Source organism: Blastococcus saxobsidens, from assembly GCF_010682065.1.
Taxonomy (GTDB): domain Bacteria; phylum Actinomycetota; class Actinomycetes; order Mycobacteriales; family Geodermatophilaceae; genus Blastococcus; species Blastococcus saxobsidens_B.
This window is the reverse complement of sequence record NZ_JAAGWG010000017.1, coordinates 13,302-39,041: the sequence shown is the minus strand read 5'-3', so window position 1 is coordinate 39,041 and position 25,740 is coordinate 13,302. Positions and strand designations below refer to the sequence as shown.

The following is a 25,740-nucleotide window of genomic DNA, read 5'->3' as shown; positions in this document are numbered from 1 at the left end:
TCGCGCGGCCAGCCGGGTGAACCCCTCCTGGCGGACCGCCCGCCACAGCCCCGGCATCCCGCCGAAGTGCGTGTAGAGGGCGGTGGTGGAGGTGCCGGCCCGGTCGGCGAGCGATCGGGCGGTGACCGGCAACCGGCCGGCGAGCATCTCCGCCGCGGCCTCCACCAGGGCGGTGCGGACGGCGGGATCGGCGACGCGAGGCATGTTGCGCAGCATACCGTAACGGTGTTGCATAACGCCCATCACCACCCCACCGAGGAGGACGCCATGACCGTCGAGCTGCACAACCCCCCGGGGATCCCGGCTCCCGAGTTCTACCGCCAGATGGCCGTGACCAGCGGCTCCCGGACGGTCTACCTGGCCGGGCAGGTCGCCCGCACGGCCGACGGCACGCCCGTGGGGCCGGGCGATCTCGCCGCCCAGGTCGAGCAGGCCTACGTCAACGTGGCCACCGCACTGGCGGCGGTGGGCGGCACGTTCGACCACGTCGCCAAGCTGACCGTCTACGTCGTGGACTGGACGCCGGACTTGCTGCCCGATCTCGGCGCGGGAGTCGGGCGGGCAGCCGCACGGCTCGGCGTGGACCCAACCAAGCCCGTGACCCTGATCAGCGTGACGGGGCTCGGCGAGCCGGACCTCCTGGTCGAGGTCGACGCCATCGCCGTCCTGCCGTAGCGCTCAGCGCCGGCCGACCAGCACCATCTCGTCGCGGTGCACGACCTCCCGCCGGTGCTCCGGCGGCAGGTCACCGGTCTTGCGCCCGAGGAGGGAGGGCATGTCCCGGGCGTCGTAGGCGACCAGGCCCCGGGCGACGACGGCGCCGTCGGGCCCGACCAGCTCGACCGGGTCGTCGGCCAGGAACTCGCCGGCCACCCCGGTGATGCCGGCGGCCAGCAGGGAGGCGTGCCGCTCGCGGACGGCGGTGACCGCACCGTCGTCCAGGATCAGCCGGCCGCGCGGGCGGCTGGCGTAGCGGAGCCAGAACTGGCGCGCGCTGGGCCGCTTGCCCATGGGGGCGAACAGCGTGCCCACCTGGTGCCCGGCGAGCGCACCGGCGGCCTGCGGGGTGGAGGTGACGACGACGGGGACGCCGGCGTGCGCCGCGATGAACGCCGCCTCCACCTTGGTCGCCATCCCGCCGGTGCCCACCCCGTTGCGGGTGGCCGACCCGAGGGTGACCGCGGCGAGGTCGGCGGGATCCCGCACCGTGTCGACCAGCTGGGCCGGGCCGGTGCGCGGGTCGCCGTCGTAGACGCCGTCGACGTCGGAGAGCAGCACCAGGGCCTCGGCCCGGGAGACGTGCGCGACCAGCGCGGCCAGCCGGTCGTTGTCGCCGAAGCGGATCTCCTCGGTGGCGACCGTGTCGTTCTCGTTGACAATCGGCAGCACCCCGAGGGCCAGCAGCCGGTCGACGGTCTGGCGGGCGTTGCGGTAGTGGCTGCGACGGGTCAGGTCGTCGGCGGTCAGCAGCACCTGCCCCACGGTCAACCCGTGCCGGCCGAAGGCGTCGGCGTAGGTCTGCACCAGGCGCAGCTGCCCGACGCTGGCCGCTGCCTGCGCGGTGGCCAGGTCACGCGGGCGCCCGTCGAGGCCCAGCGGCGCCAGACCGGCCGCGATGGCGCCGGAGGAGACCAGCACGACCTCGCGGCCCGCGCCCCGCACGGCGGCGAGCACGTCCACCAGCGCCGTCAGCCGGTCGGCGTCCAGCCCGCCGGCGAGCGTGGTGAGCGACGAGGACCCGACCTTCACCACGACCCGCCCCGCGCCGGCGATCTCCGGGCGTGCGGCGGTGGTCGCGCCGGTCACCGGTCGCCGTCCACCAGGGCCTCGCCGGCCGTCGCCCCGTCGACCGGGGCGTCGTCGTCCGCGTCGTCCTCGTCGTCGTCGATGTCGGTGTCGTCCAGGCCGGACAGGTCCTCGTCGGTCCAGCCCTGGTCGGACACCTCGAACGGCGTGCGGCGGGCCTTCTTGGCGGCGAGCCGCTCGGCCGCGCCCAGGCGCTCGTTGTTCTCCAGCCGGTTGTCGGTGCCCCGGCCACCCAGGCCGGCCGACTCCTCGGCGGTGAGCGTCCCGGCGGGCAGCGTCGGCGCCCAGTCGAAGGTGACGCCGCCGATGGTGACCGCGTCCCCCTCACGGGCGCCGGCCTTGGCCAGCTGCTCCTCGACGCCCAGCCGGTTGAGCCGGTCGGCGAGGAACCCGACCGCCTCGTCGTTGGTGAAGTCGGTCTGGCGCACCCAGCGCTCGGGCTTGACGCCGCGGACGACGAAGCCGTCCGCGTCGTCGGGGTCGCGCTCGACAGTGAAGCCGGAGTCGTCGACGGCGCGCGGCGTGAGCGTGATCCGGACCGGCTCGGGGGCCGGCAGCGCCGCCCGGTGCTCCTCGACCGCCGCGGCGAGGGCGAAGCCGAACTCCTTGAGCCCCTCGCCGGTGGCCGCGCTGACCGCGTAGACGGCCAGGCCACGGGCCTCCAGCGTCGCCCGCACCAGGTCGACCAGCTCGCGCCCGTCGGGCACGTCGATCTTGTTCAGGACGGCGATGCGCAGCCGGCCGACGAGGTCGAGCTCCTCGCCGCCGTATTCGGCGAGCTCGTGCTCGAGGGCCTCGATGTCGCTCTCGGGGTCGCGGCCGGGCTCCATGGTCGCCATGTCGACGACGTGCACCAGCACGGCGCAGCGCTCGACGTGGCGGAGGAACTGCAGCCCCAGGCCCTTGCCGGTGGAGGCGCCGGGGATGAGGCCCGGCACGTCGGCCATCGTGTAGACGGTGTCGCCGGAACGGATCACGCCGAGGTTGGGCACCAGCGTCGTGAACGGGTAGTCGGCGATCTTCGGGCGCGCCGAGGACATGGCGGCGACCAGCGAGGACTTGCCGGCCGACGGGTACCCGACCAGGCCGACGTCGGCGATGCTCTTGAGCTCCAGCACGGCGTCGAAGGCCTCGCCCGGCTCGCCGAGCAGCGCGAAGCCGGGGGCCTTGCGGCGGGCGTTGGCCAGCGCGGCGTTGCCGAGGCCGCCCTTGCCGCCGTGCGCGAGCACGACGCGGGTGCCGGCGCCGACGAGGTCGGCGATCTGCCGACCGTCCGGGGTGGTCACCACGGTGCCCTCGGGCACGCGCAGCACGCGGTCCTCACCGCGGGCGCCGTGCCGGTTGCTGCCGGCGCCGGGACGGCCGTTGGCCGCCTTCTGGTGCGGGCGGTGGTGGAAGTCGAGCAGGGTGTGCGCGCTGGGGTCGACCTCGAGGACGACGTCCCCGCCGTCCCCGCCGTTCCCCCCGTCGGGCCCACCGAGCGGCTTGTACTTCTCGCGGTGCACCGAGGACACCCCGTGCCCGCCGTTACCGGCGGCGACGTGGATGGTGACCCGGTCGACGAAAGCGGCCATGTGTGTCGAGCGGACGAATCCGCGCCGCCTCCTACCTACCTGTCAAGCGCCACGAGCGCACGGGCCACAGGCCCGTGCGCTCGTGAGCGGAACTGCTACGGAAGTTCAGGCCTCGACCGCGGAGATCGAGATCGTCTTGCGTCCCCGCTTGGTGCCGAAGGTGACCGAGCCGGCGGCGAGCGCGAACAGCGTGTCGTCGCTGCCCCGGCCGACGCCGAGACCCGGGTGGAAGTGGGTCCCGCGCTGACGGACGATGATCTCGCCGGCCTTCACGAGCTGGCCGCCGAAGCGCTTGACGCCGAGGCGCTGCGCGTTCGAGTCGCGGCCGTTGCGGGAGGACGAAGCGCCCTTCTTGTGTGCCATGTCGTCGTCAGCCCTTCGAGATGTCGCGGACCACGACGCTGGTCAGGGGCTGACGGTGCCCCTGCCGCTTGTGGTAGCCGGTCTTGTTCTTGAACTTGTGGATGTGGATCTTCGGGCCCTTGCCGTGCTCGACGATCTCACCGGTCACGGTTACCTTGGCCAGGGCCGCCGCGTCGCTGGTGACGGTGTCACCGTCGACCAGGAGGATGGCCGGGAGAGCGACCTTGTCGCCCGCCGCACCAGCCAGGCGGTTGATCGTGAACGTGTCGCCCACGGCCACCTTGTGCTGGCTGCCGCCGGCCTTCACCACTGCGTACACCACTGACTCCTCGTTCGCTTCTACGTCAAGCTCTGTGTCCGGCGCGCACGACCGGGGGGCGCCGGGTGCTTGGACTGGCTGCGCACGCCGTCCCGGCGGCGCCCGGAAGCGCCTGCGCGGTGGCGCAGCAACCCGACCAGCGTACCCGATCGAAGGACCGCGTTCTCCTCACCCCTCGCACGCTCGGGGCGAGCCTCTGGACGGGGCCTCAGGCGGGTGGGCCCGCCGGACGGCTGGCGGCCCGGCGGCGGCGCGGACGGGAGGGCGCCACGGGCGCCTCCTCGTCCGCGGGAGCCGGGGCCACGGAGGCCTCGGCACCGGCGTCGGTGCGGTGCGCGACGCTGTCGGGGGTCACGTCCGCGGCCGTGGTGGCCGGGGTGATCGGCACCGCGTCCTGCTCCGGCACCTCGACCGCACCGACCTCACCGGCCGGCAGCACGTCGTCGGCCTCCGTCTCGGCGGGCGCCGCCGGGACCGGGACGGTCTCGGGCAGCGGCTGGACGGTGGCCACGTGGCCCGGCGGGTCGAGCGGGAGCACGGGCGGCACGACCTCCTCGACCGTCTCGGCGGACCCGTCGGCGACCGGCTCGGCCGGCGCGCGGCCGTCCGTGGCGAGGCCCTCCGTGGCGGTGTCCTCCGTCGCGGTGTCCTCCGTGGTGGTCCCGGCCAGCACGGCGGCGTCCTCGGCCGCGCGGTCCTCCCCCGACTGGCCGCGGTTGCGGCGACCCCGGTTGCGGCGACCCCCGCTGCGCGAGCCCTCGGACGACTCGCCGTCGGCAGCGGCCTCCGGTGCCGCCGGGGCGGTCGCGTCGGCACTCTCGTCGTTGCCGGTCTCCGGCGCGGACTCCTTGCCGGCCTCCCGGGCCTGGTCCCTGCCGCCCCGGTTCCGGCCTCCGTCGGACTCCCTGCCTCCGCCGTCCTTGGCGCCGGAGTCCTTGGGGCTGCCGGCGTCCTTGGCGCCGCCCCCGTTGCCGCCCCCGTTGCCGCGGCGCTTCTCGTCCGCCGGGTCGGTGCTCACGATGATCCCGCGGCCACGGCAGTGGTCGCACGGCTCGGAGAAGACCTCGAGCAGGCCCTGGCCGACCCGCTTGCGGGTCATCTGCACCAGGCCCAGCGAGGTCACCTCGGCGACCTGGTGCTTGGTCCGGTCGCGGCCCAGGCACTCGGTGAGCCGCCGCAGCACGAGGTCGCGATTGCTCTCCAGCACCATGTCGATGAAGTCGATGACGATGATGCCGCCGATGTCGCGCAGCCGGAGCTGGCGGACGATCTCCTCGGCCGCCTCCATGTTGTTGCGCGTCACCGTCTGCTCGAGGTTGCCGCCGGAGCCGGTGAACTTGCCGGTGTTGACGTCGACGACGGTCATGGCCTCGGTGCGGTCGATGACCAGCGAACCACCGCTGGGCAGCCAGACCTTGCGGTCGAGCGCCTTGGCCAGCTGCTCGTCGATCCGCAGGTCGTGGAAGACGTCGCCCTGGCCGGTGTAGCGGGACAGCCGCTCGGTCAGCTCCGGGGAGACGTGCGCGACGTAGGCCTCGACGGTGTCCCACGCGTCGTCGCCCTGGACGACGAGCTCCTTGAAGTCCTCGTTGAAGACGTCGCGGATGACGCGGATGGCCAGGTCGGGCTCGCCGTACAACAACGACGGCGCGTTCCCGGAGCCGTTCTGGAGGGACTCCGCCTTCTTCTGGATGACGTCCCACTGCGCCGTCAGCCGGTTGACGTCGCGGGTGAGCTCCTCCTCCGAGGCGCCTTCCGCGGCGGTCCGGATGATGACGCCGGCGTCCTCGGGGACGATCCGCTTGAGGATGTCCTTGAGGCGCTGGCGCTCGGTGTCGGGCAGCTTGCGGCTGATCCCGGTCATCGAGCCGCCGGGCACGTAGACCAGGAAGCGCCCGGGCAGGTTGATCTGCTGGGTCAGCCGGGCGCCCTTGTGGCCGATCGGGTCCTTCGTCACCTGGACCAGGATCTTGTCGCCGGACTTGAAGGCGGTCTCGATCGAGCGCTGCTTGCCCGACAGGCCCGCGGCGTCCCAGTTGACCTCACCGGCGTAGACCACGGCGTTGCGGCCCTTGCCGATGTCGACGAACGCCGCCTCCATGCTGGGCAGCACGTTCTGCACCCGGCCGAGGTAGACGTTGCCGGCGAAGGACGTCGCCTGCGCCTGGGTCACGTAGTGCTCGACGAGGACGTCGTCCTCGAGCACGGCGATCTGGGTCCGCTCCCCGCGCTGCCGGATGACCATCTTGCGGTCCACGGCCTCGCGGCGGGCGAGGAACTCCGACTCGGTCAGGATCGGCTGGCGACGACGCCCGGTGTCCCGGCCGTCCCGCCGGCGCTGCCGCTTGGCCTCCAGCCGGGTGGAGCCGGCGATGCCACGGACGTCGTCGTCGCTGGTGCTGCGACCGTTGCGGCCCGCGCGCTCGGGCCGGTCGTCGTCGTCGCTGTCGTCCGAGCTGTCGTCACCGGAGGCGCTGCCGCTGCGGCGCCGCCGACGGCGGCGCCGACGGGTGCTCGATCCGCTCGAGGACTCCTCGCCCTCGCCGTCACCCTCGTCGTCGGACTCCGCCGACTCGTCGGCGCGCTCCGCGTCCTCGTCCTCGTCGGCCTCGGGGCGCTCGTCACCGTTCTCGTCCTCGGCGCTGTCCTCACCGCTGCGGCCGCGGCCGCGGCCACGACGGCCCCGACGGCGCCGACGGCTGGCCGAGGAACCGGTCTCGTCGGAGTCGTCGCCGGAGTCACCGCGCTCGTCGGCGTCCTCGCCCTGCTCGTCCTCGATGAGGTCGGTGTCGGCCTCCGGCTGCTCGACCGGACGGCGCCCGCGGGAGCGGCTGCGCCGGCCGCGGGGGACCTCCTCGACCTCGTCCTGCTCGGAGTCGCGGGCCGAGGTCGCTTCCTCGACGAGCTCGGGGTCCGGCGACTCGGCGGGGCGGCGGCTGCGGCGGCGCGGCGCGACCGGCACGTCAGCCGGGGGCGCCATGAAGCTGATGAAGGCGGGGACGGGCGCGGCGGGGGCGACGGCGACCGGCTCGGCGGCGCTGGGCTCCGCCGCTCCGGCGGGCCGGGTGGCGCGGCGGCGCGGACGGGCGACGACGGCCGTGGGCTCCGGCGAGCTGAACTGCGCGCCGAAGGGCGACCGCACCGGCTCGTGCTCGTCGTCCTCAGCCTCGACCTCGACCTGAGCCTGAGCCTCGGTCCCGGCCCCGTCGGGCCCGGGCTCGCCGGTCCCGGCCTCGTCGGTCTGGGTCTCGTCGGCCGGGGCCTCGCTGCCGGCGGACTCGGCCGGCGCCCCTTCGTCGGGGGTGGCCGGCATGCCGGTCACCTCGGCCTCGGCGGGCTGCGGGGTGCCCGGGTCCACGCCGGCGCCGGTCGCGGCCTCGTCGTTCTCGGGGTTCGTGTGGTCGGTGTCAGCCACGAGGGCTCTCGCCTCCTGTGTGGTGCTCCCGGGCGCCGATCGGAACGACTGGCGGCCGCGCAGGTGCACGGGTTGGGCGGGGCGAGCCGCCGCGCGGGGTACGGCGGTCAGGCTCGCCCTGCGGAAGTCTGATGCGGCTCCCGCGCGGCGGTTGCCGCTACCGGGGGCCGGAATGCTGTGGTGCGCGCGCCCGGTGGTGCTGGGCGCGGGTGGTGCCGGTCCTTGCGGGTGGTGCGGTGGTCTGGGTCGCCCGGAGCCGGTTGGCCCGGAGCGGGTCGCGTCACGTCTGGCAGCCGTGTCGCTCGACGGCGTCGGCCCCGGAGGGCTCCGCCGGTCAGACCGTGGCGTGCTCCTCCTGGACGGAGGACCGCGCCTCGCGGTCGGGACCGAGCGGGTCGGCCACGGTCCCGGTGTCGTCGAGCCGGCCCTGCGCCTCACGCACGGCCCGTGGGGGCGACGGCGGGCGCAGGTCGGCGACGGCAGCCAGTGCGGCCAACACGTCGTCCGGTCGTACAGCGGGCGTGACCTGCCGGACGACCATGTGCAGTATGGCACAACCTGCCTCCTCGGCCGCCGACGCGCTGGCCACGGCGGGGCGCGCGTCGATGTCCTTGAGGCCGTTCTTGGTGCGCTTGGCGACGGTCACGACGTCGCTGGCGAGGAACTGCTCCACGGCCGGCTGCAGCTCCGCCAGGCTCACTCCCGGCAGCTCCACCCGCCAGACCGAGGTGTCGATGCGGTCGGCCAGCGAGCCGGTCCCCTGCCCGGCCTCGACGCACTCGAGGACGGCGATGTCCTCCGGGAGGGCGGCGTCCAGCGCGGCCCGCACCGCCTCGGGCTCGCAGCGGATCGCGACCCCGATCTCCAGGTACTCCGCCTCGCTCGCCGACCCGGTGGGGGCGGCTCCGATGTAGGAGATCTTCGGGTGCGGGCTGAACCCGGCCGAGAACGCCATCGGCACCTGGGCGCGGCGCAGCGACCGCTCCAGGGCGCGGGCCAGGTCGCGGTGCGAGGCGAACCGCAGCCGGCCCCGCTTGGCGTAGCGGATCCGGAGCTTCTGGACGGTCGGCGGCGGCGGCGGGCCGTCGGGCTGACGGGCCATCAGACGACGGTGAGCGGCAGCAGGCTGCGCCCGGTGGGGCCGATCTGGATCTCGGTCCCCATCGTCGGGCAGACCCCGCAGTCGTAGCAGGGGGTCCACCGGCAGTCGGCGACCTCCTCCTCGGAGAGCGCCTCCTGCCAGTCGTCCCAGAGCCACTCCTTGTCCAGCCCCGAGTCCAGGTGGTCCCAGGGCAGGATCTCGTGCTGGGTGCGCTCGCGGGTGGTGTACCAGTCGAGGTCCACGCCGAAGCCCGCCAGCTCCTCGGTGGCGGCGCCGACCCAGCGGTCGTAGGAGAAGTGCTCGCTCCAGCCGTCGAACTTGCCGCCCTCGCGCCACACCCGCTCGATGACCCGGCCGACGCGGCGGTCACCGCGGGACAGCAGGCCTTCGATCACGCCCGGCTTGCCGTCGTGGTAGCGCAGCCCGATGGAGCGGCCGATGCGCCGGTCGGCGTTGATCGCCTGCCGCAGCACCCGCAGCCGGTGGTCGATCGTCTCGGCGCTGGCCTGGCTCGCCCACTGGAACGGCGTGTGCGGCTTGGGCACGAAGCCACCGATGGAGACGGTGCAGCGGATGTCCTTGCGCCCGCTGGCCTCCCGGCCGGCGCGGATCACCTCGACCGCCAGCTCGGCGATCTCCAGCACGTCCTCGTCGGTCTCGGTGGGCAGACCGCACATGAAGTAGAGCTTCACCTGGGTCCAGCCGTTGGCGTACGCCGTCGTCACCGTGCGGACGAGGTCCTCCTTGGACACCGTCTTGTTGATGACCCGGCGGATCCGCTCGCTGCCGCCCTCGGGCGCGAAGGTGAGGCCGCTGCGCCGACCGTTGCGGGACAGCTCGTTGGCCAGCGTGACGTTGAACGCGTCGACGCGGGTGCTGGGGAGGCTCAGGCTGACCTTGGAGTCCTCGTAGCGGTCGGCCAGCTCCTTGGCGACCTGCCCGATCTCGGAGTGGTCGGCGCTGGACAGCGACAGCAGCCCGACCTCCTCGTAGCCGGTGGCCTTGAGGCCCTGCTCGACCATGGAGCCGATGCCGGTGATCGTCCGCTCGCGGACCGGGCGGGTGATCATCCCGGCCTGGCAGAAGCGGCAGCCGCGCGTGCAGCCGCGGAAGATCTCCACGCTCATCCGCTCGTGCACGCTCTCGGCGAGCGGCACCAGCGGCGTCTTCGGGTAGGGCCACTCGTCGAGGTCCATGACGGTGCGCTTGCCGACCCGCTCGGGGACGTCGTCGCGGGTGCGGGTGACGGCGGCGATGGTGCCGTCGGCGCCGTAGGTGACGGCGTAGAAGCGCGGCACGTAGACGCCGTCGACGCGGGCCAGGCGGGCCAGCAGCTCCTCGCGCCCACCCGGGCGTCCCTGGGCCTTCCACGCCTTGACGACGTCGGTGATGTCACCGACGGCCTGCTCGCCGTCGCCGAGGGCGGCGCAGTCGACGAAGTCGGCGACCGGCTCGGGGTTGAACGCGGCGTGCCCGCCGGCGACGACGACGGGGTGCGTCTCGTCCCGGTCGACGACGTGGACCGGGACGCCCGCGAGGTCGAGGGCCTCGAGCAGGTTCGTGTACCCCAGCTCGGTGGCGAAGCTGACGCCGAGCAGGTCGAAGTCGCGCACCGAGCGGTGGCCGTCGACGGTGAACTGGGGGACGCCGTTCTCCCGCATCAGCCCGGCCAGGTCGGGCCACACCGCGTAGGTGCGCTCGGCGAGGACGTCGGGGCGCTCGTTGAGCACCTCGTACAGGATCATCAGGCCCTGGTTGGGCAGCCCGACCTCGTAGGCGTCGGGATACATCAGCGCCCAGTGGACGTCGGCGGACTCCCACGGCTTCACCTGGGCGTTGAGTTCACCGCCCACGTACTGGATGGGCTTCTGGACCTGGGCCAGCAAGGGCTCGAGTCGCGGGTACAGCGACTCGCCCGTGGCAGTGCGGAGCTCTGCAGTCATGACCGGTCCAGGGTAGACGGCTCTCTGCGTTCCTCCTCCCCCTCGCGGGGTGCCGCGGTCCCGGGCCCGGCGCGGCGTGCCTGCCGGCGCCCGGCGTTCCCGCCCGCGCGCGCGGCAGACTGGACGTCCCGACGAGCGAGAAGGAGGTCCGGCGTGGAGCGACGGACGACCGACCACGGACGGCTGGCACTGGTCGGCGGGGTCGTGGTGGTGCTGGCCACGCTGGGCCTCATGGCGACGGCCATCGGCCACGACTCCACGCAGGGCGGCGCAGGCACCGTCCTGGCCGCGGCGTCCTGGATCGGCCTGCTGGTGGGCATCGTGCTGGTCGCGGTCGCGGTGGTCCGCTCGTCGAGGTGATCCGCTCGTCGAGGTGATCCGCTCGTCGAGCTGATCGGCGTGCCGGCTGCGGGGCCGGCGCGCGACCTGTCCCCCGCGACTTCGGGGAAGTAGCTGCTCCAGCGGGCTGACGGGCAGCAACTTCCCCGGAGTTGCCGTCGGCTTGCGCTGAGCGGTGAACAGCACTGTTGCTGGTCGTCGCATTAATGCTACGGTTCGTCGTATGGGAAGACAGCCGAAGAGCGATGCGGACCGCGTGCACGACCGCATCGCCGTCCTCCGCGCCGACCGGGGGGTCAGCCGCAGGGAACTCGCGGAGGCCGTGGGGGTCCATCCGCAGACCATCGGCTACGTGGAGCGCGGCGAGTACAGCCCGTCGCTGGCGCTGGCACTGCGCATCGCGCGGTTCTTCGGCCTCCCGGTCGAGGCGATCTTCTCGCTGGACCCCCTGCCCTCACTCAGCCAGGAACTCCTCAGGAGGACACCGTGAGCATCTCCCCGGACCAGACCTACCTCGCCCGCACCTTCGACGACGGCCGGTACGCGTGGGCCCGCAGGCGCCCGGTCCGCCGGCGCGCGGTGGCCGCCCAGATCGCATTGTTCCTGGCGCTGGTCGTGGCCACGCTGATCTGCGCGGCCACCACGGGCTGGTCGACGTGGTTCTTCCTCGTGTGGACGGCGGGCATGCTCGGGTTCATCCCGCTGCACTCACTGCTCAACCTGAGCATCCGCGGGGTGTTCGACCGGAGCAGCCGCTCGATGGACGAGCACCAGCAGGAACTGCGGGAACGCTCGTACGTGGCAGTGGCGTGGCCTGCGTGGGGGCTCAACTTCACCGCGTTCGCCGGCGCGGTCACGCTCGTCGCCCTGACCGATGAGATCGGGCTCGGGCTGTGCCTCGGGTTCCTGCTGTGGATGGCCGCCGGGCTGCTGGCCTACTGGCACCTGGCCTGGACGGCGCCCGACGAGCCGGCCGACGCCGACCTTTGACGCACGCGGCGGCCCCCTCGCAGGGCCCGCCGCGAGCGTGCGAGCGGTGAGGAGCGAGGGGGTCCTTACCCCAGGTCGGGGAAGAAGAGCGCCACCTCGCGCGCGGCGGACTCGGGCGAGTCGGAGCCGTGCACGATGTTGTTCTGCACCTCGAGGGCGAAGTCGCCGCGGATGGTGCCGGGGAGGGCCTTGACCGGGTCGGTGGCGCCGGCCAGGGCGCGGAACGCCTCGATGGCGCGGGGGCCCTCGACCACCAGGGCGAGCAGCGGGCCGCCGGTGATGAACTCGACGAGGTCGCCGAAGAAGGGCCGCTCGCGGTGCTCGGCGTAGTGGGTCTCGGCGACCTCGCGGGGCAGCGTCCGCAGCTCGGCGGCGACCAGGCGGAGGCCCTTGCGCTCGAGGCGGGTGATCACCTCGCCCACGAGACCACGGGCGACGCCGTCGGGCTTGACCAGGACGAGAGTGCGTTCAGTCACGGGGCCGGAGCCTACGTGGTGGTCGGGCCCCCGCCGTCGGCGTCACTCGTCCGGGCCTCCGCCACGGGGGCGAACCGGCTCCCGACGAGCTCCTTGCGGACCTGCAGCAGGTAGAGCCAGATGAGCACGAAGGCGCCCCCGACGAACCACATGACGCTGTTCATCAGGCCGGTGAGCAGCAGCGGCACCTGCAGGGCCGTGCCGATCAGCAACCCCCGCTCGCGCCGCTGCACGCCGCTGGACAGGATCAGCAGCAGGGACAGGACGAGCAGCAGCGTGAGCCGCACTCCCCCGAGCCCCTCGTCGGTCTGCGCGATGCCGCGCGGCACGAAGAGGACGGCCAGGCCCTCCAGCACCAGGACGCCGGCCGCGGCGCCGCGCAGCGCCTTGGCCGCCCGGAGCGGGTCGGGTGCCGTCACGGCCTGTTCCTCGCGAACAGGGTGCGGGCCTCACCGGCGGTGACGACGCTGCCGGTGACCAGCACCCCCGAGCCGCCGAGCGCGTTGTCCGGGCCGGCCTCGGCCAGTTCGATCGCCTCGGTGACGGCTTCGGACAGCCGCGGGGAGACGCTCACCCGGTCGGCGCCGAAGATCTCGACGGCCAGCGCACCGAGCTCGTCGGCCGGGATGGCCCGCGGCGAGCTGTTCTGGGTGACGACCAGCTCGGCGCACACCTCCTCCAGCGCCGCGAGCATCCCGGCGACGTCCTTGCCGTGCACCGCCCCGACCACGCCGACCAGGCGGGTGAAGTCGAAGGACTCCCGGAGCGCGGCCACGGTGGCGGCCATCCCGGCCGGGTTGTGCGCGGCGTCGATCAGCACGCTGGGGCTGGTGCGCACGCGCTCCAGCCGGCCCGGGGACCGCACCGACGCGAACGCGGCGCGGACCGTCTCCTGCTCGATGGGCCCGGTGGCGGCGCCGGCGCCGAGGAACGCCTCCACCGCGGCGAGGGCGGTGGCCGCGTTCTGCGCCTGGTGGGCGCCGAACAGCGGCAGGAAGACCTCCTCGTACTCACCCCCGAGGCCCTGCAGCCGGACCTGCTGCCCACCGACGGCGACCGTGCGCTCGAGCACGCCGAACTCGGTGCCCTCGCGGGCCACCACCGCCTCGACCTCCACCGCGCGGCGGACCAGCGCGTCGAGAGCTCCGGGCTCCTGGCGGGCGAGGACGGCGATCGCGTCGGCCTTGATGATCCCGGCCTTCTCGCCGGCGATGGTGGGGACGTCGGGGCCCAGGTACTCCGAGTGGTCCAGCGCCACCGGGGTGACGACGGCGACCCGCGCGTCGGCGACGTTCGTGGCGTCCCAGGTGCCGCCCATGCCGACCTCGATCACGGCGACGTCGACCGGGGCGTCGGCGAACAGCGCGTAGGCCATGCCGACGGTGACCTCGAAGAACGACAGCGGGTGCTCGCCGGCGGCGTCGACCATCTGCACGTACGGGGCGATGTCCTCGTAGACCTCGACGAACCGCTCCGCGCCGACCGGCTCGCCGTCGAGCACGATCCGCTCCCGGACCGACTCCAGGTGCGGGCTGGTGAAGCGGCCCACGCGTAGGCCGAAGCCGCGCAGCAGCTCGTCGATCATGCGGGCCGTCGTCGTCTTGCCGTTGGTGCCGGCCACCTGGATCACCGGCATGGCGCGGTGCGGTGACCCGAGGAGGTCGACCAGGGCGTTGATGCGGGTGAGCGAGGGCTCCAGCCGGCTCTCCGGCCACCTGGCCAGGAGCTCGTTCTCCACCCGGGCCATGTCCCGGGAGCGGTCACCGGTGCTGCCGTTGCTCATCCTGCTCAGGATGCCAGGGGCCCACTACCTACGATGAGGGGCATGACCACCGACATCAGCACCCCGGACGCCGCGGCCCCGGGAGCGGTGCGTGGCGTACCCGAGAAGCCGACGATCGACGGGCTCGAGGAGAAGTGGGTCGGGCGCTGGGCGGCCGAGGACACCTACGGCTTCGACCGCGACGCCGCGCTACAGGCCCCGCGCGAGCAGATCTGGTCGATCGACACCCCGCCGCCGACGGCCAGCGGCTCGCTGCACGTGGGCCACGTCTTCAGCTACACCCACACCGACATCGTCGCCCGCTACCAGCGCATGCGCGGCAAGCACGTCTACTACCCGATGGGCTGGGACGACAACGGCCTGCCGACCGAGCGGCGGGTGCAGAACTACTTCGGCGTCCGCTGCGACCCGGCGCTCCCCTACGACGCGTCGTTCACTCCCCCGGAGAAGCCGGGCAAGGACCAGCAGCCGATCTCGCGCCGGAACTTCGTCGAGCTGTGCATGCAGCTGACGGAGGAGGACGAGGCGGAGTTCGAGAAGCTCTGGCGCCGCGTCGGCCTGTCGGTGGACTGGTCCAACGTCTACCGGACGATCTCGGAGGCCTCCCGGGCCACGGCCCAGCGGATGTTCCTGCAGAACCTGTCCCGCGGCGAGGCCTACGCCCAGGAGGCGCCGACCCTCTGGGACGTCACCTTCCGCACCGCCGTCGCCCAGGCCGAGCTCGAGGACCGCGAGCGCCCCGGCGCCTACCACCGGATCGCCTTCCATCCCGTCTCCGCCCAGCCCGACCCGGCCAGCGGCCCCGACAGCCCGGTGTTCATCGAGACCACCCGGCCCGAGCTGCTGCCGGCCTGCGTCGCGCTGGTCGCCCACCCCGACGACGAGCGCTACCAGCCGCTGTTCGGGAAGACCGTGCGGACGCCGCTGTTCGGCGTCGAGGTGCCGGTCGTGGCGCACCGCCTGGCCGAGCCGGACAAGGGCTCGGGCATCGCGATGATCTGCACCTTCGGCGACCTCAACGACGTCACCTGGTGGCGGGAGCTGCAGCTGCCGACCCGGCCGATCGTCGGCTGGGACGGCCGGATCCTGGCCGACCCGCCGGCCGGGGTCCCGGCGCAGCCCTACGACGAGCTGGCCGGCAAGACCGTGTTCAGCGCGCAGCAGCGGATCGTGGAGCTGCTGCGGGAGTCCGGTGACCTGGCGGGCGACCCGAAGCCGATCACCCACCCGGTGAAGTTCTTCGAGAAGGGCGAGCGCCCGCTGGAGATCGTCACCACCCGCCAGTGGTACATCCGCAACGGCGGCCGCGACGCCGACCTGCGCGACGCGCTGATCTCGCGCGGCCGGGAGATCCAGTGGGTCCCCGAGCACATGCGGCACCGCTACGACAACTGGGTGGAAGGCCTCAACGGCGACTGGCTGATCAGCCGTCAGCGGTTCTTCGGCGTCCCGTTCCCGGTCTGGTACCGCCTGGACGAGGCCGGCGAGCCGGTCCACGACGAGCCGATCCTGGCGCCGGGGTCGGCGCTCCCGGTCGACCCGTCGTCCGACGTCCCGGAGGGCTTCACCGAGGACCAGCGCGGCAAGCCGGGCGGCTTCATGGCCGACCCGGACGTCATGGACACCTGGGCGACGTCGTCGCTGTCGCCGCAGGTCTCCTCCGGCTGGGACACCGACCCCGAGCTGTTCGCCGCGGTCTTCCCGATGGACCAGCGGCCGCAGGCCCACGACATCATCCGGACCTGGCTGTTCTCCACCGTCGTCCGGGCGCACTTCGAGCACGGCACGGTGCCCTGGACGCACGCCACGATCTCCGGCTTCGTGGTCGACCCCGACCGCAAGAAGATGTCGAAGTCCAAGGGCAACGCCACCACCCCGATCGACGTGCTGGAGCGCTACGGCACCGACGCGGTCCGCTGGCGCGCGGCCGGCGCCCGCCCGGGTGCGGACTCGCCGTTCGACGAGGCGCAGATGAAGGTCGGCCGCCGGCTGGCCATGAAGATCCTCAACATCGGCAAGTTCGTGCTGGGCCTGGGCGCCTCGACGTCGCTGACGGCCGCGGACGTGACCGAGCCGATCGACCGGGCGCTGCTCGCCGGCCTGGCCGGGGTCGTCGACGAGGCGACCGCGGCGCTGGAGGCCTTCAACTACACCCGCGCCCTCGAGGTCACCGAGTCCTTCTTCTGGTCCTTCTGCGACGACTACGTGGAGCTGGTGAAGACCCGCGCGTACGGCGACGGGCCCGAGGCCACCTCGGCGCAGGCCGCGCTGGCACGGGCCCTCGACGTGCAGCTGCGGCTGTTCGCCCCGGTTCTGCCCTTCGTCACCGAAGAGGTGTGGTCGTGGTGGCAGGACGGGTCGGTGCACCGCGCGCCGTGGCCGGTCGCCGCCGAGCTGCCGGAGGGCGGTGACCCGGCGGTGGTCCCGGCGGTCGCCGAGGTCCTCTCCCTCGTTCGCAAGGCCAAGTCCGACGCCAAGGTGTCGATGCGCGCCGACGTCGAGAAGGTGACCGTCACGGCGCCGGCCGCGCAGGCCGCCGCGCTGGAGGCCGGCCGCGCCGACCTCGCCAACGCGGGCCGGATCGCGGAGCTGTCGCTCACCGCCGCCGACGGTCCGCTGCAGGTGGACGTCGTCCTCGCGGAGGTGCCGGAGGCCTGACGCCGCGGCCCGCCCGGGTGTCCCTGGGCGGGCCGTCGCGGGGCGTCAGACGGGACCGGTGGTCCAGGCCGGCGCGGGCCCCATGCCGAGCCGCCAGCGCGCCGCCTCCTCCGACGGGCTGAACGGGCCGAGCGCCAGGCCCAGCGCCCGCAGCTGGGCGCGGGTGACGGCGAGCTGCGCCCTGCCGCCGCGACCGCGCCCCGGAACCCCGGCGCACCCGGCGATCGACGGCGACACCACGTACGCCGCCGCTCCCAACAACCCGCGGTAGACCAGCCGCTCCGGCGCGCTCAGGCCGGGCGGGGCGGCCAGGAACTCGCGCAGGTGGCCGGGCACGGGCCGGAGCTCGGGACCGTAGCCGGCGAGGGCGTCGGCCAGCTCGCCGGCCGTCGTCGGCAGGTCGGTGGCGCCCAGCTGTGTCGCGGCACGGGCCCACTCCCCCACGTAGGCGTCGGGCCAGCCGCGGCCGAAGCGGCGGGTCAGGTCGGCGCCGACCGCCTGCTGGGCAGCGAGGAACGCGTCGGTGAAGGCCAGGTGCACCCAGCGCAGCAGCGCGGGGTCGGACGCCGAGTAGGCCTGGCCGGCGACCCGGCCGCGGACGACCGCGTGCATGCCACGGACCCGCGCCGCCTCGCGCTCGGCCAGCTCGACGGAGCCGAAGGTGCTCACCACCAGCCAGCGGGCGGTCCCGGCCAGCCGCTTCCACGGGTCCTCGCGGTAGGCCGAGTGCCGCTGGACGCCGGCCAGCGCCAGCGGGTGCGCGCCCTGGCCGAGGAGCGCCGCGACGCCGCCGACCAGCGTGGACAGGTCGCCGTGCACGCGCCAGACGATCCCGTCGGGCTCGAACCAGCCGGGGCCGGTGCCGACGAGAGCGATGTCGCGGACCCAGTCCGGCGCGCCGGTCGGGTCGCCGGAGACGCGGGCCCGGAAGGCCTCCCGCGCCTGCTCGGGAAGTGACGTGAGGGCGCGCATGCCCCGAATGTGCCACGTGCCGCCGTGACCCTGCCGTCGCGCGGTCAGCGGGTGAGCTCGACCAGCTTCCGGACCGTGTTCCAGTTCCGGTTGGTGCCCGAGGCGGCCAGCAGCCGGTCCTCCTTCGACCCGCCCGTGGAGCTGCGCTGGATCCCGTCGGGCAGCCACAGGTAGAGCTCGCGACCGCGCAGCTCGTACGCGCCGTCGCCCGCCGGAGGTGCCGCCGCCACGCGGTCGGGGTCGGGGGCCTCCGCGAAGAAGGAGACCGAGTAGCGGGCCGGCTCGGTGACCAGGTGGCCCAGCGGATCCGCGGCGACGACGTCGGCCAGCTGCTCGGCCGTGCGGACGATGACGGGGACGTCGAGGGCGAACTCCTCGGCGATGGCCGCGGTCAGGTCGGCGGCGAGCTCGGCCTCGTCCAGCGCGCTGTCGAGGAGCACGTTCCCGCTGGCCAGGTGCGTGCGGACGCCCTCGTAGCCGCGCTCGGTGAGCACCTCGCGCAGCCTCGGCATGGAGACCCGGCGGGTCGCGCCCAGGTTGATCGCCCGCAGCAGGGCCACGTACCGCGTGGTCACGGGCGCAGGGTAGGCCTCGACGGGGTCGCCGTTGAACGCTGCCGTCCCGCATTCGTGCCCGCTTCGGCTCCCCAGCGTTCAACGGCGGGCTGTGTCCACAGGGCCTCTGCGGCCGGGGTCTCCGGTGCGCCACCCTCTGCGCCGTGCACCGGCTCCCCACGCTCCTGCCCGACGGCGTCGCCCGGCGGGCGGACGTCGTGCGGGCGAGCAGCTCGAGCAGCGTCGCCCGCTGGCTGCGTCGTGGCGACCTGGTGCAACCCCATCCCGGCGTGCTCGTGCTCCCCGACCGGAGCGGGGAATGGGGAATCCGCTCACGCGCCGCGTCGCTCTGGGCCGAGGGTCCGCTGAGCCACCTCTCGGCCGTCACCGCGTGCGGGATGGCCGACCCCCAGCCCGGGCCCGTTCACGTGACGGTCCCGTACGAGCGTTCCCCGGAGCGACGGCCGGACGTGGTGGCCCACCGCACCACCCGCACGATCGTCACGGTCCGGCGCGGTGAGGTCGACATCATCGAGCCGGTCCGCAGCCTGGTCGACGCCTGGGCCTACGCCCACTCCCCCGGTCGGAACCCGCGGAGCCGGCAGCAGGCTCCGGTCGTGCGCCAGGCACTGATCGAGGGGGTGCGGCGCCGTGACGTGCCCGCCGCGGCGCTGCGCCGGGAGTCCGACCGTCGACCACGTCACCCAGGCAGATCGCCGCTGCTGGCGCTCCTCGACCTCCTCGCCGACGGCTGCGAGAGCGAACTGGAGATCTGGGGTGCCGTACGGGTGCTCCCCGGTCCGCCCGACGTGCCGCCACCGGTCCGCCAGCACCGGGTACGGCTGGAGAGCGGCAGCTGGGTGCGGCTGGACGCGGCGTGGCCCTGGGCGCGTGTCGCCGTGGAACTGGACGGGGCGGCGTTTCACGGCAGCCGGGAGGCGCGCGAGCGAGATCTCCGTCGCGACACGGCGCTCGCCACGCTGGGCCGGGTCGTGCTGCGCTTCAGCTACGCCCGCTCGATGACCGACCCGGCGGGCTGCCGGCGCGAGATCGTCGCCGTCGTCCGGTCTCGGCTCGTCCAGTGAACGCCAGAGGCCCAGAACCGCGTGGGTTCTGGGCCTCTGGCGTTCAGCGATCGGGCTGTGGATCAGGCCGACTTCTCGCGGGGGGCGCGGGTGGGCTTGCGCGGCACGATCGTCGGGTTGACGTGCTCCAGCACGACCTCGTTGGTGATCACCACGGAGGCGATGTCCTCGCGGCTGGGGATGTCGTACATGACCGACTGGAGCACCTCCTCCATGATCGCGCGGAGCCCTCGGGCACCGGTGCCGCGGAGGATCGCCTGGTCGGCCACGGCCTCGAGCGCGTCGTCGGTGAAGTCCAGTTCCACGCCGTCGAGCTCGAACAGCTTCCGGTACTGGCGGACGAGGGCGTTCTTCGGCTCGGTCAGGATGCTGATCAGCGCCTGACGGTCGAGCTTCTTCACGCTGGTGATCACCGGGAGACGGCCGATGAACTCCGGGATCATGCCGAACTTCAGCAGGTCCTCGGGCATGACCTCGGCGAAGGCGTTGAGCTCCTCGAGCTCCTTCTTGCCGCGGATCTCGCCACCGAAGCCGATGCCCTGCTTGCCGGCGCGGGCCTCGATGACCTGCTCCAGGCCGGCGAAGGCGCCACCCACGATGAACAGCACGTTCGTCGTGTCGATCTGGATGAACTCCTGGTGCGGGTGCTTGCGGCCACCCTGCGGGGGCACCGACGCCGTCGTCCCCTCGAGGATCTTCAGCAGCGCCTGCTGCACGCCCTCACCGGAGACGTCCCGGGTGATCGACGGGTTCTCGCTCTTGCGGGCGATCTTGTCGACCTCGTCGATGTAGATGATGCCGGTCTCGGCCCGCTTGACGTCGTAGTCCGCGGCCTGGATCAGCTTGAGGAGGATGTTCTCGACGTCCTCGCCCACGTAGCCGGCCTCGGTGAGCGCAGTGGCGTCGGCGATGGCGAACGGCACGTTCAGCATCCGCGCCAGCGTCTGGGCCAGGTGCGTCTTGCCGCAGCCGGTGGGGCCGATCAGCAGGATGTTGGACTTGGCGAGCTCGACGGCGTCCTCACGGGACGTGCCGGCACCGCCTGCTTGGATCCGCTTGTAGTGGTTGTAGACCGCGACCGAGAGCGTCCGCTTGGCCTTGTCCTGGCCGATGACGTACTGGTCGAGGAACTCGTGGATCTCCTTGGGCTTCGGCAGCTCGTCGAACTTGAGGTCCGACGACTCCGAGAGCTCTTCCTCGATGATCTCGTTGCAGAGGTCGATGCACTCGTCGCAGATGTAGACCCCGGGGCCCGCGATGAGCTTCTTGACCTGCTTCTGGCTCTTCCCGCAGAACGAGCACTTGAGCAGGTCACCGCTCTCACCGATTCGTGCCACCTGCTGACCTCCACATCGGTTTCGCCGGTCCTCGTGTCAGGTACCCGCGGGTTGGACTTGCTTGCTGTGGTGCCCCTGCTCGGCCTCGCTGACAGGCTGCCCCGCGAGGCTCTCCTCCCGGCGCAACTGGGCCGGGGATCGGGCGTTCGCCGAACGTACCCGCCGCCGTCCACGACCTCGGGCAATGACTCACCCGGTGTTCGTCCCGGCCGTCCCACTCCTGTCCCGTCGTGCCCTCCAACCCCCGACGGTACGGGCCGAACACGCGTCACGCGCGTGCTCGGCCCGCGCCGGTCAGGGGGTCGGGAGGGCGTTGAGCTTGCGGCTCTGGATCACCTGGTCGACGATCCCGTACTCCTTGGCCTCCGGAGCGGTCAGGATCTTGTCGCGGTCGATGTCCTTGCGCACCTGCTCGGCCGTGCGACCGGTGTGCCGCGCCAGGATCTCCTCCATCTGGCTGCGCACCCGCTCGATCTCGGCGGCGTGGATCTCCAGGTCGGAGACCTGACCGCCGGCCTCGCCCGAGGGCTGGTGGATCAGCACGCGGGAGTAGGGCAGCGCCAGACGCTTGCCCGGCGTCCCGGCCGCGAGCAGGACGGCGGCAGCCGAGGCGGCCTGGCCCATGCACACGGTCTGGATGTCCGGGCGGACGAACATCATCGTGTCGTAGATGGCCATCAGCGAGGTGAAGGAGCCACCGGGCGAGTTGATGTAGATGGTGATGTCGCGGTCCGGGTCGTTCGACTCGAGCGTGATGAGCTGCGCCATCACGTCGTTCGCGGACGCGTCGTCGATCTGCACCCCGAGGAAGATGATGCGCTCCTCGAAGAGCTTGTTGTACGGGTTCGACTCCTTCATGCCGTAGCTCGTGCGCTCCACGAAGGAGGGCAGGATGTAGCGGCTGGAGGGCATCTGGAAGCTCATCTGTGTCTGTCCTCGGGAGCTCAGTTGTCGGAGACCGGGTTGGCGCTGTCGGTCATGGCCGCGCGGCTGACGACGTGGTCGACGAAGCCGTACTCCAGGGCCTCCTGAGCGGTGAACCACCGGTCGCGGTCGGAGTCCTGCTCGATCTGCTCGATGCTCTGACCGGTGTGGAAGGACTGCAGCTCGTTGAGCTCCTTCTTCGTGCGGCGGAACAGGTCGGCCTGGATGGCGATGTCCGCCGCGGTGCCGCCGACGCCGGCCGACGGCTGGTGCATCATGATCCGCGCGTGCGGCAGGGCGTAGCGCTTGCCCTTGGTGCCGGCGGTCAGCAGGAACTGCCCCATGGAGGCGGCCAGGCCCATGCCGTAGGTGGCCACGTCGCAGTCGATGAACTGCATCGTGTCGTAGATGGCCATGCCGGCGCTGACGGAGCCGCCGGGCGAGTTGATGTACAGGTGGATGTCCTGCTTGGGGTCCTCGGCGGACAGCAGCAGCATCTGGGCGGCCAGCTGGTTGGCGATGACGTCGTCCACCTGGGTGCCCAGGAAGATGATCCGCTCGCGCAGCAGGCGCTCGTAGACGGAGTCGCCGAGGTTCATCATGCCGCTGGCGCCACGCATCATGGGTGCGCTCGCCAAGATCGGGTCAGTGGTGCTCACGGGTGCGGTGACCTCCGTAGGACGCGTCGTGGCAGTGGATCGTGGTGGTGCGGGGCCCGGAACGGCCCTCCGGGGGGTTTCCCCCCGGCGATCGCCTGAGTCCTGTCGACCCTAACGCGGACCTCCGACGAGGCACTCCCGATCGGGGCGGTGTTCGCCGTCGGCGCAGCGCCCACCCGCGGAAACGCCGCGACGCCGCCCCTCCCCGGGTGGGGAGGAGCGGCGTCACCGGTCGTGCACGGCCCCGTCCAGAGGCTCACCCCGAGCCTGCGAGGGGTGAGGAGGACGGGGTCCTTCTACTTGTCGGCGTCCTCGGCCGGGGCCTCGTCGGCGGCTGCCTCGTCGGCGACCTCGGAGGCGGACTCCTCGGCGGCGGGGGCCTGGACCGTCTTGGGGCGCAGGGCCTCGAGGTCCACGGTGTTGCCCGACGCGTCGGTGATCGTCGTCTGCTCGAGCAGCTGGGCCAGCGTCTTCGTCCGGCGCACGTCGGCGACGAACTCGGCGATGTTGCCCGACTGCTGCAGCTGCTGGGCGTACTGCTCCGGGCTCATCCGGTTGCGCTGGGCCTGGGCCATGATCTGCGCCGAGAGGTCGTCGTTGTCGACGGTGACCTCACGGGCGTCGGCGATCGCGTCGAGGATGAACTGGGTCTTGACCGCCTCCTCGACGTTCTTCTTCTGCTCCGCGTCGTAGTCCTCGCGGCTCTCGACGCCGGACATCTGCAGGAAGGCGTCCCAGTCCATGCCGGCCTGGCGCAGCTCGTTCTCGAACGCCCGGTTGCGCCACTCGACCTCGCGCTCGACCAGGGTCTCGGGGATCGGCACCTCGATCGTCTCGAGCAGGTGCTCGACCAGCTTGTCGCGGGCCTGCGCACCCTGGCCGATGACCTTGGTGCGCGACAGGCGGGTGCGGACGTCCTCGCGGAGCTCGTCCAGGGTGTCGAACTCGCTGGCGGTCTGGGCGAACTCGTCGTCCAGCTCCGGCAGCTCCTTCTCCTTCACCGAGCGGACGGTGACGGTGACGTCGGCGGACTCGCCGGCGTTCGGGCCGGAGAGCAGCGCGGTCTGGAAGGTCTTCGACTCGTCGGCCGACAGCCCGACGACGGCGTCGTCCAGGCCCTCCATGAGGTTGCCGGAGCCGACCTCGTAGGACATGCCGGTCGTGGAGCCGTCCTCCAGCACCTCGTCGTTCAGCTTCGCCTCGAGGTCGATGGAGACGAAGTCGCCCTGCTGGGCGGGGCGCTCGACCGACTGCAGCATGCCGAAGCGCTCGCGCATGACGGTGACCTGCTGGTCGATCTCCTCGTCGGTGACCTCGACGTCGTCGACGGTCACGGCGAGGCTGTCGAGCTCCGGCAGGCTCAGCTGCGGGGCGACGTCGACCTCGGCGGTGAAGGCCAGGGTGTCGTTGTCGTCCAGGCGGGTCACCTCGACGTCGGGCTGGCCCAGGACGCGGACCTGGTTCTCGCGCACGACCTCGGAGTAGATCTCCGGGATGGCGTGCTGGACGACCTGCTCGAGCACGACGGGGCGGCCGATCCGCTGGTCGAGGACGCGGTTGGGCACCTTGCCGGGGCGGAAGCCGGGGACGCGGACCTGCTTGCCCAGCTCCTTGTAGACCTCACCGAAGGCGTGGTCCAGGTCCCCCCATGCCACCTCGATCGCCATCCGGACCCGCGTGGGGCCCAGTTCCTCGATGGTGCTCTTCACAGCGGCAGTGCTCCTCGGTAAGACAGCGGATGGGGCGCCAGAGTGCGACGACGGCGCCGGTCGACCCCCGAGTCTACGGACGCCGGGGGCACGAGCGCGGGGGCGGGATGCGCCGCCTGCGCGCCCGCTGTCGGGGTGACAGGATTTGAACCTGCGGCCCCCTGCTCCCAAAGCAGGTGCGCTACCAAGCTGCGCCACACCCCGTGGCCGCCCGAGTCTAGGCCGGTCGGCCGAGCTGCCCCGTGCGCCCGTCCCCCTCCGGCCCGCTCAGGCCGAGACCGCAGGACGGCGACCGGCCCACGGCGCTGCCTCCTCCAGGGCCGCCGCGACCCGCACGAGCACGTCCTCGCGACCGAACGCCGCGACGAGCTGCACCCCGACGGGCAGCCCCTCGTCGGTCCAGTGCAGCGGCAGGCTGATCGCCGGCTGACCGGTGACGTTGAACTGCGAGGTGTAGGGCATGAGGCTGTTGATCCGCCGGCCCTCCTCCCTATCGCCGCCCGCGGTGAACCAGCCGAGCTCCGGCGGCCGCGCGGCGATCGTCGGCGTCACCAGGAGGTCGAACCCCTCCCCTCCGAGCTCACGGGGCGCCCACCAGGCGGCCATCCGGCGGGTCCAGGCGCCCAGCCACGCTCGCGCCCCGACGTAGTCCTCGGCGGAGAGCTTGCGACCCAGGGCGCGGTACATGACGTTGCGCGGCTCGAGCTCGTCGTCCTCCACCGGGCGGCGGAGCGCCGAGCGCTCCAGCGCCGAGAGGGTGAGGGCGACGTCGGCGGCGATGGTGGTGGAGAAGAACCGTGGGAAGAGCGGCTCGAACATGGCCTCCGGCGTCCCCGGCCCGACGTCGCAGCCGAGGTCGGCCAGCAGCCGGCCGGCCTCCTCGACCGCTGCCCGGCAGGCGGGGTCGTCCAGGTACTGCTCCCCCGGGTCGGCGTCCAGGAGGCCGACGCGCAGCCGCCCGACGGGTGCTCCCAGCTCCTCGACCAGGGGTCGCGGGAGCGGCGGGGCGACGTAGGGGTCACCGGGCATCGGCCCGGCGATGAGGTCCAGGACGGCGGCGGTGTCACGCACCGACCGGGTGACGACGCCGTCGATCGTGGCGCCGGCCCAGCTCTCCCCCACTTCCGGGCCCTGGCTGACCCGGGCCCGCGTCGGTTTCAGCCCGACCAGCCCGCACTCCGCGGCCGGGATGCGGATCGATCCGCCGCCGTCGTTGGCGTGGGCGACGGGGACCAGCCCGGCGGCGACCGCCGCAGCGGACCCGCCGCTGGAGCCGCCGGTCGAGCGGCCGGTGTCGTGGGGGTTGCGGGCCGGGGCGTTGGCGGCCGGCTCCGTGGTGATCGTGGTGCCGAACTCCGGCACGTTGGTGCGGCCGAGGACCACGAAGCCGGCGGCCCGGAACTTCTGCGCGAGGTGGCTGTCGTTCGGCCATCGATGGCCGGCGTCCCGCAGGAACGACGTCCCGTAGTGGGTCTCCTCGCCGGCGACGTGGCAGCCGAGGTCCTTGAGCAGCAGCGGGACGCCGCGGAACGGGCCGTCCGGGAGGTCGCCGCGGGCCTCGGCGCGGGCCGCGTCGAAGCGGTCACGCAGCACCGCGTCCAGCTGCGGGTTCACCCGCTCGATCCGCTCGATGGCGGCCTCGACCAGCTCCGCCGGCGTGGCCTCCCCGGCCCGGACCAGCTCTGCCTGCGCGGTGGCGTCCAGCCACGTGGTGTCGGTCACGTCCGGCACG

Annotated in this window: 24 protein-coding genes and 1 tRNA gene; 6 read left to right on the top strand and 19 right to left on the bottom strand. The window is 73.0% G+C overall.

Annotation, left to right across the window (positions count from 1 at the left end):
- The coding region (locus GCU60_RS12740; protein ID WP_163205764.1) for a TetR family transcriptional regulator at positions 1 to 204 on the bottom strand (204 nt) is incomplete at its 3' end.
- Positions 205 to 267: 63 nt separating this feature from the next.
- On the opposite strand from GCU60_RS12740, the gene GCU60_RS12735 reads away from it, so the two are divergent.
- The gene (locus GCU60_RS12735) at positions 268 to 675 is read left to right on the top strand and encodes a RidA family protein (protein ID WP_163205762.1); all 408 of its coding nucleotides are present in this window, start codon (positions 268 to 270) and stop codon (positions 673 to 675) included.
- 3 nt (positions 676 to 678) lie between these two features.
- On the opposite strand, the gene proB is transcribed toward GCU60_RS12735, so the two are convergent.
- The 7 genes from proB to GCU60_RS12700 all read right to left on the bottom strand — a co-directional run bounded on the left by proB (position 679) and on the right by GCU60_RS12700 (position 10,522).
- A complete protein-coding gene (gene proB, locus GCU60_RS12730) occupies positions 679 to 1,806 on the bottom strand; it encodes a glutamate 5-kinase (RefSeq protein ID WP_345770567.1) in 1,128 nt (375 codons plus the stop codon).
- Positions 1,803 to 3,380 carry a GTPase ObgE gene (gene obgE / locus GCU60_RS12725; protein ID WP_163205759.1) on the bottom strand — a complete coding sequence of 526 codons (1,578 nt, stop codon included), beginning with the start codon at positions 3,378 to 3,380 and terminating at the stop codon, positions 1,803 to 1,805. Before obgE ends, proB begins: the two co-directional genes overlap by 4 nt.
- A 105-nt stretch (positions 3,381 to 3,485) precedes the next feature.
- Complete coding sequence (rpmA, locus tag GCU60_RS12720) at positions 3,486 to 3,743, bottom strand: 50S ribosomal protein L27 (RefSeq protein ID WP_163205757.1); 258 nt, start codon at positions 3,741 to 3,743, stop codon at positions 3,486 to 3,488.
- A gap of 7 nt (positions 3,744 to 3,750) precedes the next feature.
- Positions 3,751 to 4,062, bottom strand: coding sequence for a 50S ribosomal protein L21 (gene rplU, locus GCU60_RS12715; RefSeq protein ID WP_104524746.1), 312 nt, complete (start codon positions 4,060 to 4,062; stop codon positions 3,751 to 3,753).
- Positions 4,063 to 4,270: 208 nt separating this feature from the next.
- Positions 4,271 to 7,477 (bottom strand): Rne/Rng family ribonuclease, encoded by a 3,207-nt coding sequence (locus GCU60_RS21605; protein WP_345770566.1) that lies wholly within the window; start codon positions 7,475 to 7,477, stop codon positions 4,271 to 4,273.
- 334 nt (positions 7,478 to 7,811) lie between these two features.
- Positions 7,812 to 8,579, bottom strand: a complete 768-nt coding sequence (locus tag GCU60_RS12705; protein ID WP_163205755.1) for a TIGR03936 family radical SAM-associated protein — start codon at positions 8,577 to 8,579, stop codon at positions 7,812 to 7,814.
- Positions 8,579 to 10,522 (bottom strand): TIGR03960 family B12-binding radical SAM protein, encoded by a 1,944-nt coding sequence (locus tag GCU60_RS12700; protein WP_163205753.1) that lies wholly within the window; start codon positions 10,520 to 10,522, stop codon positions 8,579 to 8,581. Before GCU60_RS12700 ends, GCU60_RS12705 begins: the two co-directional genes overlap by 1 nt.
- 153 nt (positions 10,523 to 10,675) lie before the next feature.
- On the opposite strand from GCU60_RS12700, the gene GCU60_RS12695 reads away from it, so the two are divergent.
- The 3 genes from GCU60_RS12695 (at position 10,676) to GCU60_RS12685 (ending at position 11,851) form a co-directional block, all read left to right on the top strand.
- On the top strand, positions 10,676 to 10,882 hold the full coding sequence (locus tag GCU60_RS12695; protein ID WP_163205751.1) for a hypothetical protein: 207 nt from the start codon (positions 10,676 to 10,678) through the stop codon (positions 10,880 to 10,882).
- A 202-nt stretch (positions 10,883 to 11,084) separates the two neighbouring features.
- Positions 11,085 to 11,351: a helix-turn-helix transcriptional regulator gene (locus GCU60_RS12690; RefSeq protein WP_163205749.1), complete on the top strand. Its 267-nt coding sequence runs from the start codon at positions 11,085 to 11,087 to the stop codon at positions 11,349 to 11,351.
- Positions 11,348 to 11,851: a hypothetical protein gene (locus tag GCU60_RS12685; protein ID WP_163205747.1), complete on the top strand. Its 504-nt coding sequence runs from the start codon at positions 11,348 to 11,350 to the stop codon at positions 11,849 to 11,851. Before GCU60_RS12690 ends, GCU60_RS12685 begins: the two co-directional genes overlap by 4 nt.
- Positions 11,852 to 11,916: 65 nt before the next feature.
- Here GCU60_RS12685 and ndk read toward each other — a convergent pair whose 3' ends face one another.
- The 3 genes from ndk to GCU60_RS12670 are packed head-to-tail and all read right to left on the bottom strand — an operon-like array spanning position 11,917 to position 14,110.
- Positions 11,917 to 12,327 (bottom strand): nucleoside-diphosphate kinase, encoded by a 411-nt coding sequence (ndk, locus tag GCU60_RS12680; RefSeq protein ID WP_163205745.1) that lies wholly within the window; start codon positions 12,325 to 12,327, stop codon positions 11,917 to 11,919.
- A gap of 11 nt (positions 12,328 to 12,338) precedes the next feature.
- A complete protein-coding gene (locus GCU60_RS12675) occupies positions 12,339 to 12,746 on the bottom strand; it encodes a DUF4233 domain-containing protein (protein ID WP_163205743.1) in 408 nt (135 codons plus the stop codon).
- Positions 12,743 to 14,110, bottom strand: a complete 1,368-nt coding sequence (locus tag GCU60_RS12670; protein WP_163205740.1) for a bifunctional folylpolyglutamate synthase/dihydrofolate synthase — start codon at positions 14,108 to 14,110, stop codon at positions 12,743 to 12,745. Before GCU60_RS12670 ends, GCU60_RS12675 begins: the two co-directional genes overlap by 4 nt.
- A gap of 42 nt (positions 14,111 to 14,152) precedes the next feature.
- Between GCU60_RS12670 and valS the strand changes: the two genes are divergently transcribed.
- A complete protein-coding gene (valS, locus tag GCU60_RS12665; protein ID WP_163205738.1) occupies positions 14,153 to 16,768 on the top strand; it encodes a valine--tRNA ligase in 2,616 nt (871 codons plus the stop codon).
- 45 nt (positions 16,769 to 16,813) lie between these two features.
- Here valS and GCU60_RS12660 read toward each other — a convergent pair whose 3' ends face one another.
- Positions 16,814 to 17,740: an oxygenase MpaB family protein gene (locus GCU60_RS12660; protein ID WP_163205736.1), complete on the bottom strand. Its 927-nt coding sequence runs from the start codon at positions 17,738 to 17,740 to the stop codon at positions 16,814 to 16,816.
- Between the two features lie 44 nt (positions 17,741 to 17,784).
- A complete protein-coding gene (locus GCU60_RS12655; RefSeq protein ID WP_163205734.1) occupies positions 17,785 to 18,315 on the bottom strand; it encodes a DUF1697 domain-containing protein in 531 nt (176 codons plus the stop codon).
- A 143-nt stretch (positions 18,316 to 18,458) separates the two neighbouring features.
- Between GCU60_RS12655 and GCU60_RS12650 the strand changes: the two genes are divergently transcribed.
- Complete coding sequence (locus GCU60_RS12650; RefSeq protein WP_163205732.1) at positions 18,459 to 19,379, top strand: DUF559 domain-containing protein; 921 nt, start codon at positions 18,459 to 18,461, stop codon at positions 19,377 to 19,379.
- Between the two features lie 62 nt (positions 19,380 to 19,441).
- On the opposite strand, the gene clpX is transcribed toward GCU60_RS12650, so the two are convergent.
- The 6 genes from clpX to GCU60_RS12620 form a co-directional block, all read right to left on the bottom strand.
- Complete coding sequence (gene clpX / locus GCU60_RS12645; protein ID WP_163205730.1) at positions 19,442 to 20,716, bottom strand: ATP-dependent Clp protease ATP-binding subunit ClpX; 1,275 nt, start codon at positions 20,714 to 20,716, stop codon at positions 19,442 to 19,444.
- Positions 20,717 to 21,010: 294 nt separating this feature from the next.
- On the bottom strand, positions 21,011 to 21,640 hold the full coding sequence (locus GCU60_RS12640; protein ID WP_163205728.1) for an ATP-dependent Clp protease proteolytic subunit: 630 nt from the start codon (positions 21,638 to 21,640) through the stop codon (positions 21,011 to 21,013).
- 20 nt (positions 21,641 to 21,660) lie between these two features.
- Positions 21,661 to 22,299, bottom strand: coding sequence for an ATP-dependent Clp protease proteolytic subunit (locus tag GCU60_RS12635; protein ID WP_430537420.1), 639 nt, complete (start codon positions 22,297 to 22,299; stop codon positions 21,661 to 21,663).
- Positions 22,300 to 22,595: 296 nt separating this feature from the next.
- Positions 22,596 to 24,008 carry a trigger factor gene (tig, locus tag GCU60_RS12630; RefSeq protein WP_163205726.1) on the bottom strand — a complete coding sequence of 471 codons (1,413 nt, stop codon included), beginning with the start codon at positions 24,006 to 24,008 and terminating at the stop codon, positions 22,596 to 22,598.
- Positions 24,009 to 24,138: 130 nt separating this feature from the next.
- Positions 24,139 to 24,212: transfer RNA gene (locus GCU60_RS12625), tRNA-Pro, on the bottom strand.
- Between the two features lie 63 nt (positions 24,213 to 24,275).
- Complete coding sequence (locus GCU60_RS12620) at positions 24,276 to 25,730, bottom strand: amidase family protein (RefSeq protein WP_204261956.1); 1,455 nt, start codon at positions 25,728 to 25,730, stop codon at positions 24,276 to 24,278.
- Positions 25,731 to 25,740 lie beyond the last annotated feature (10 nt).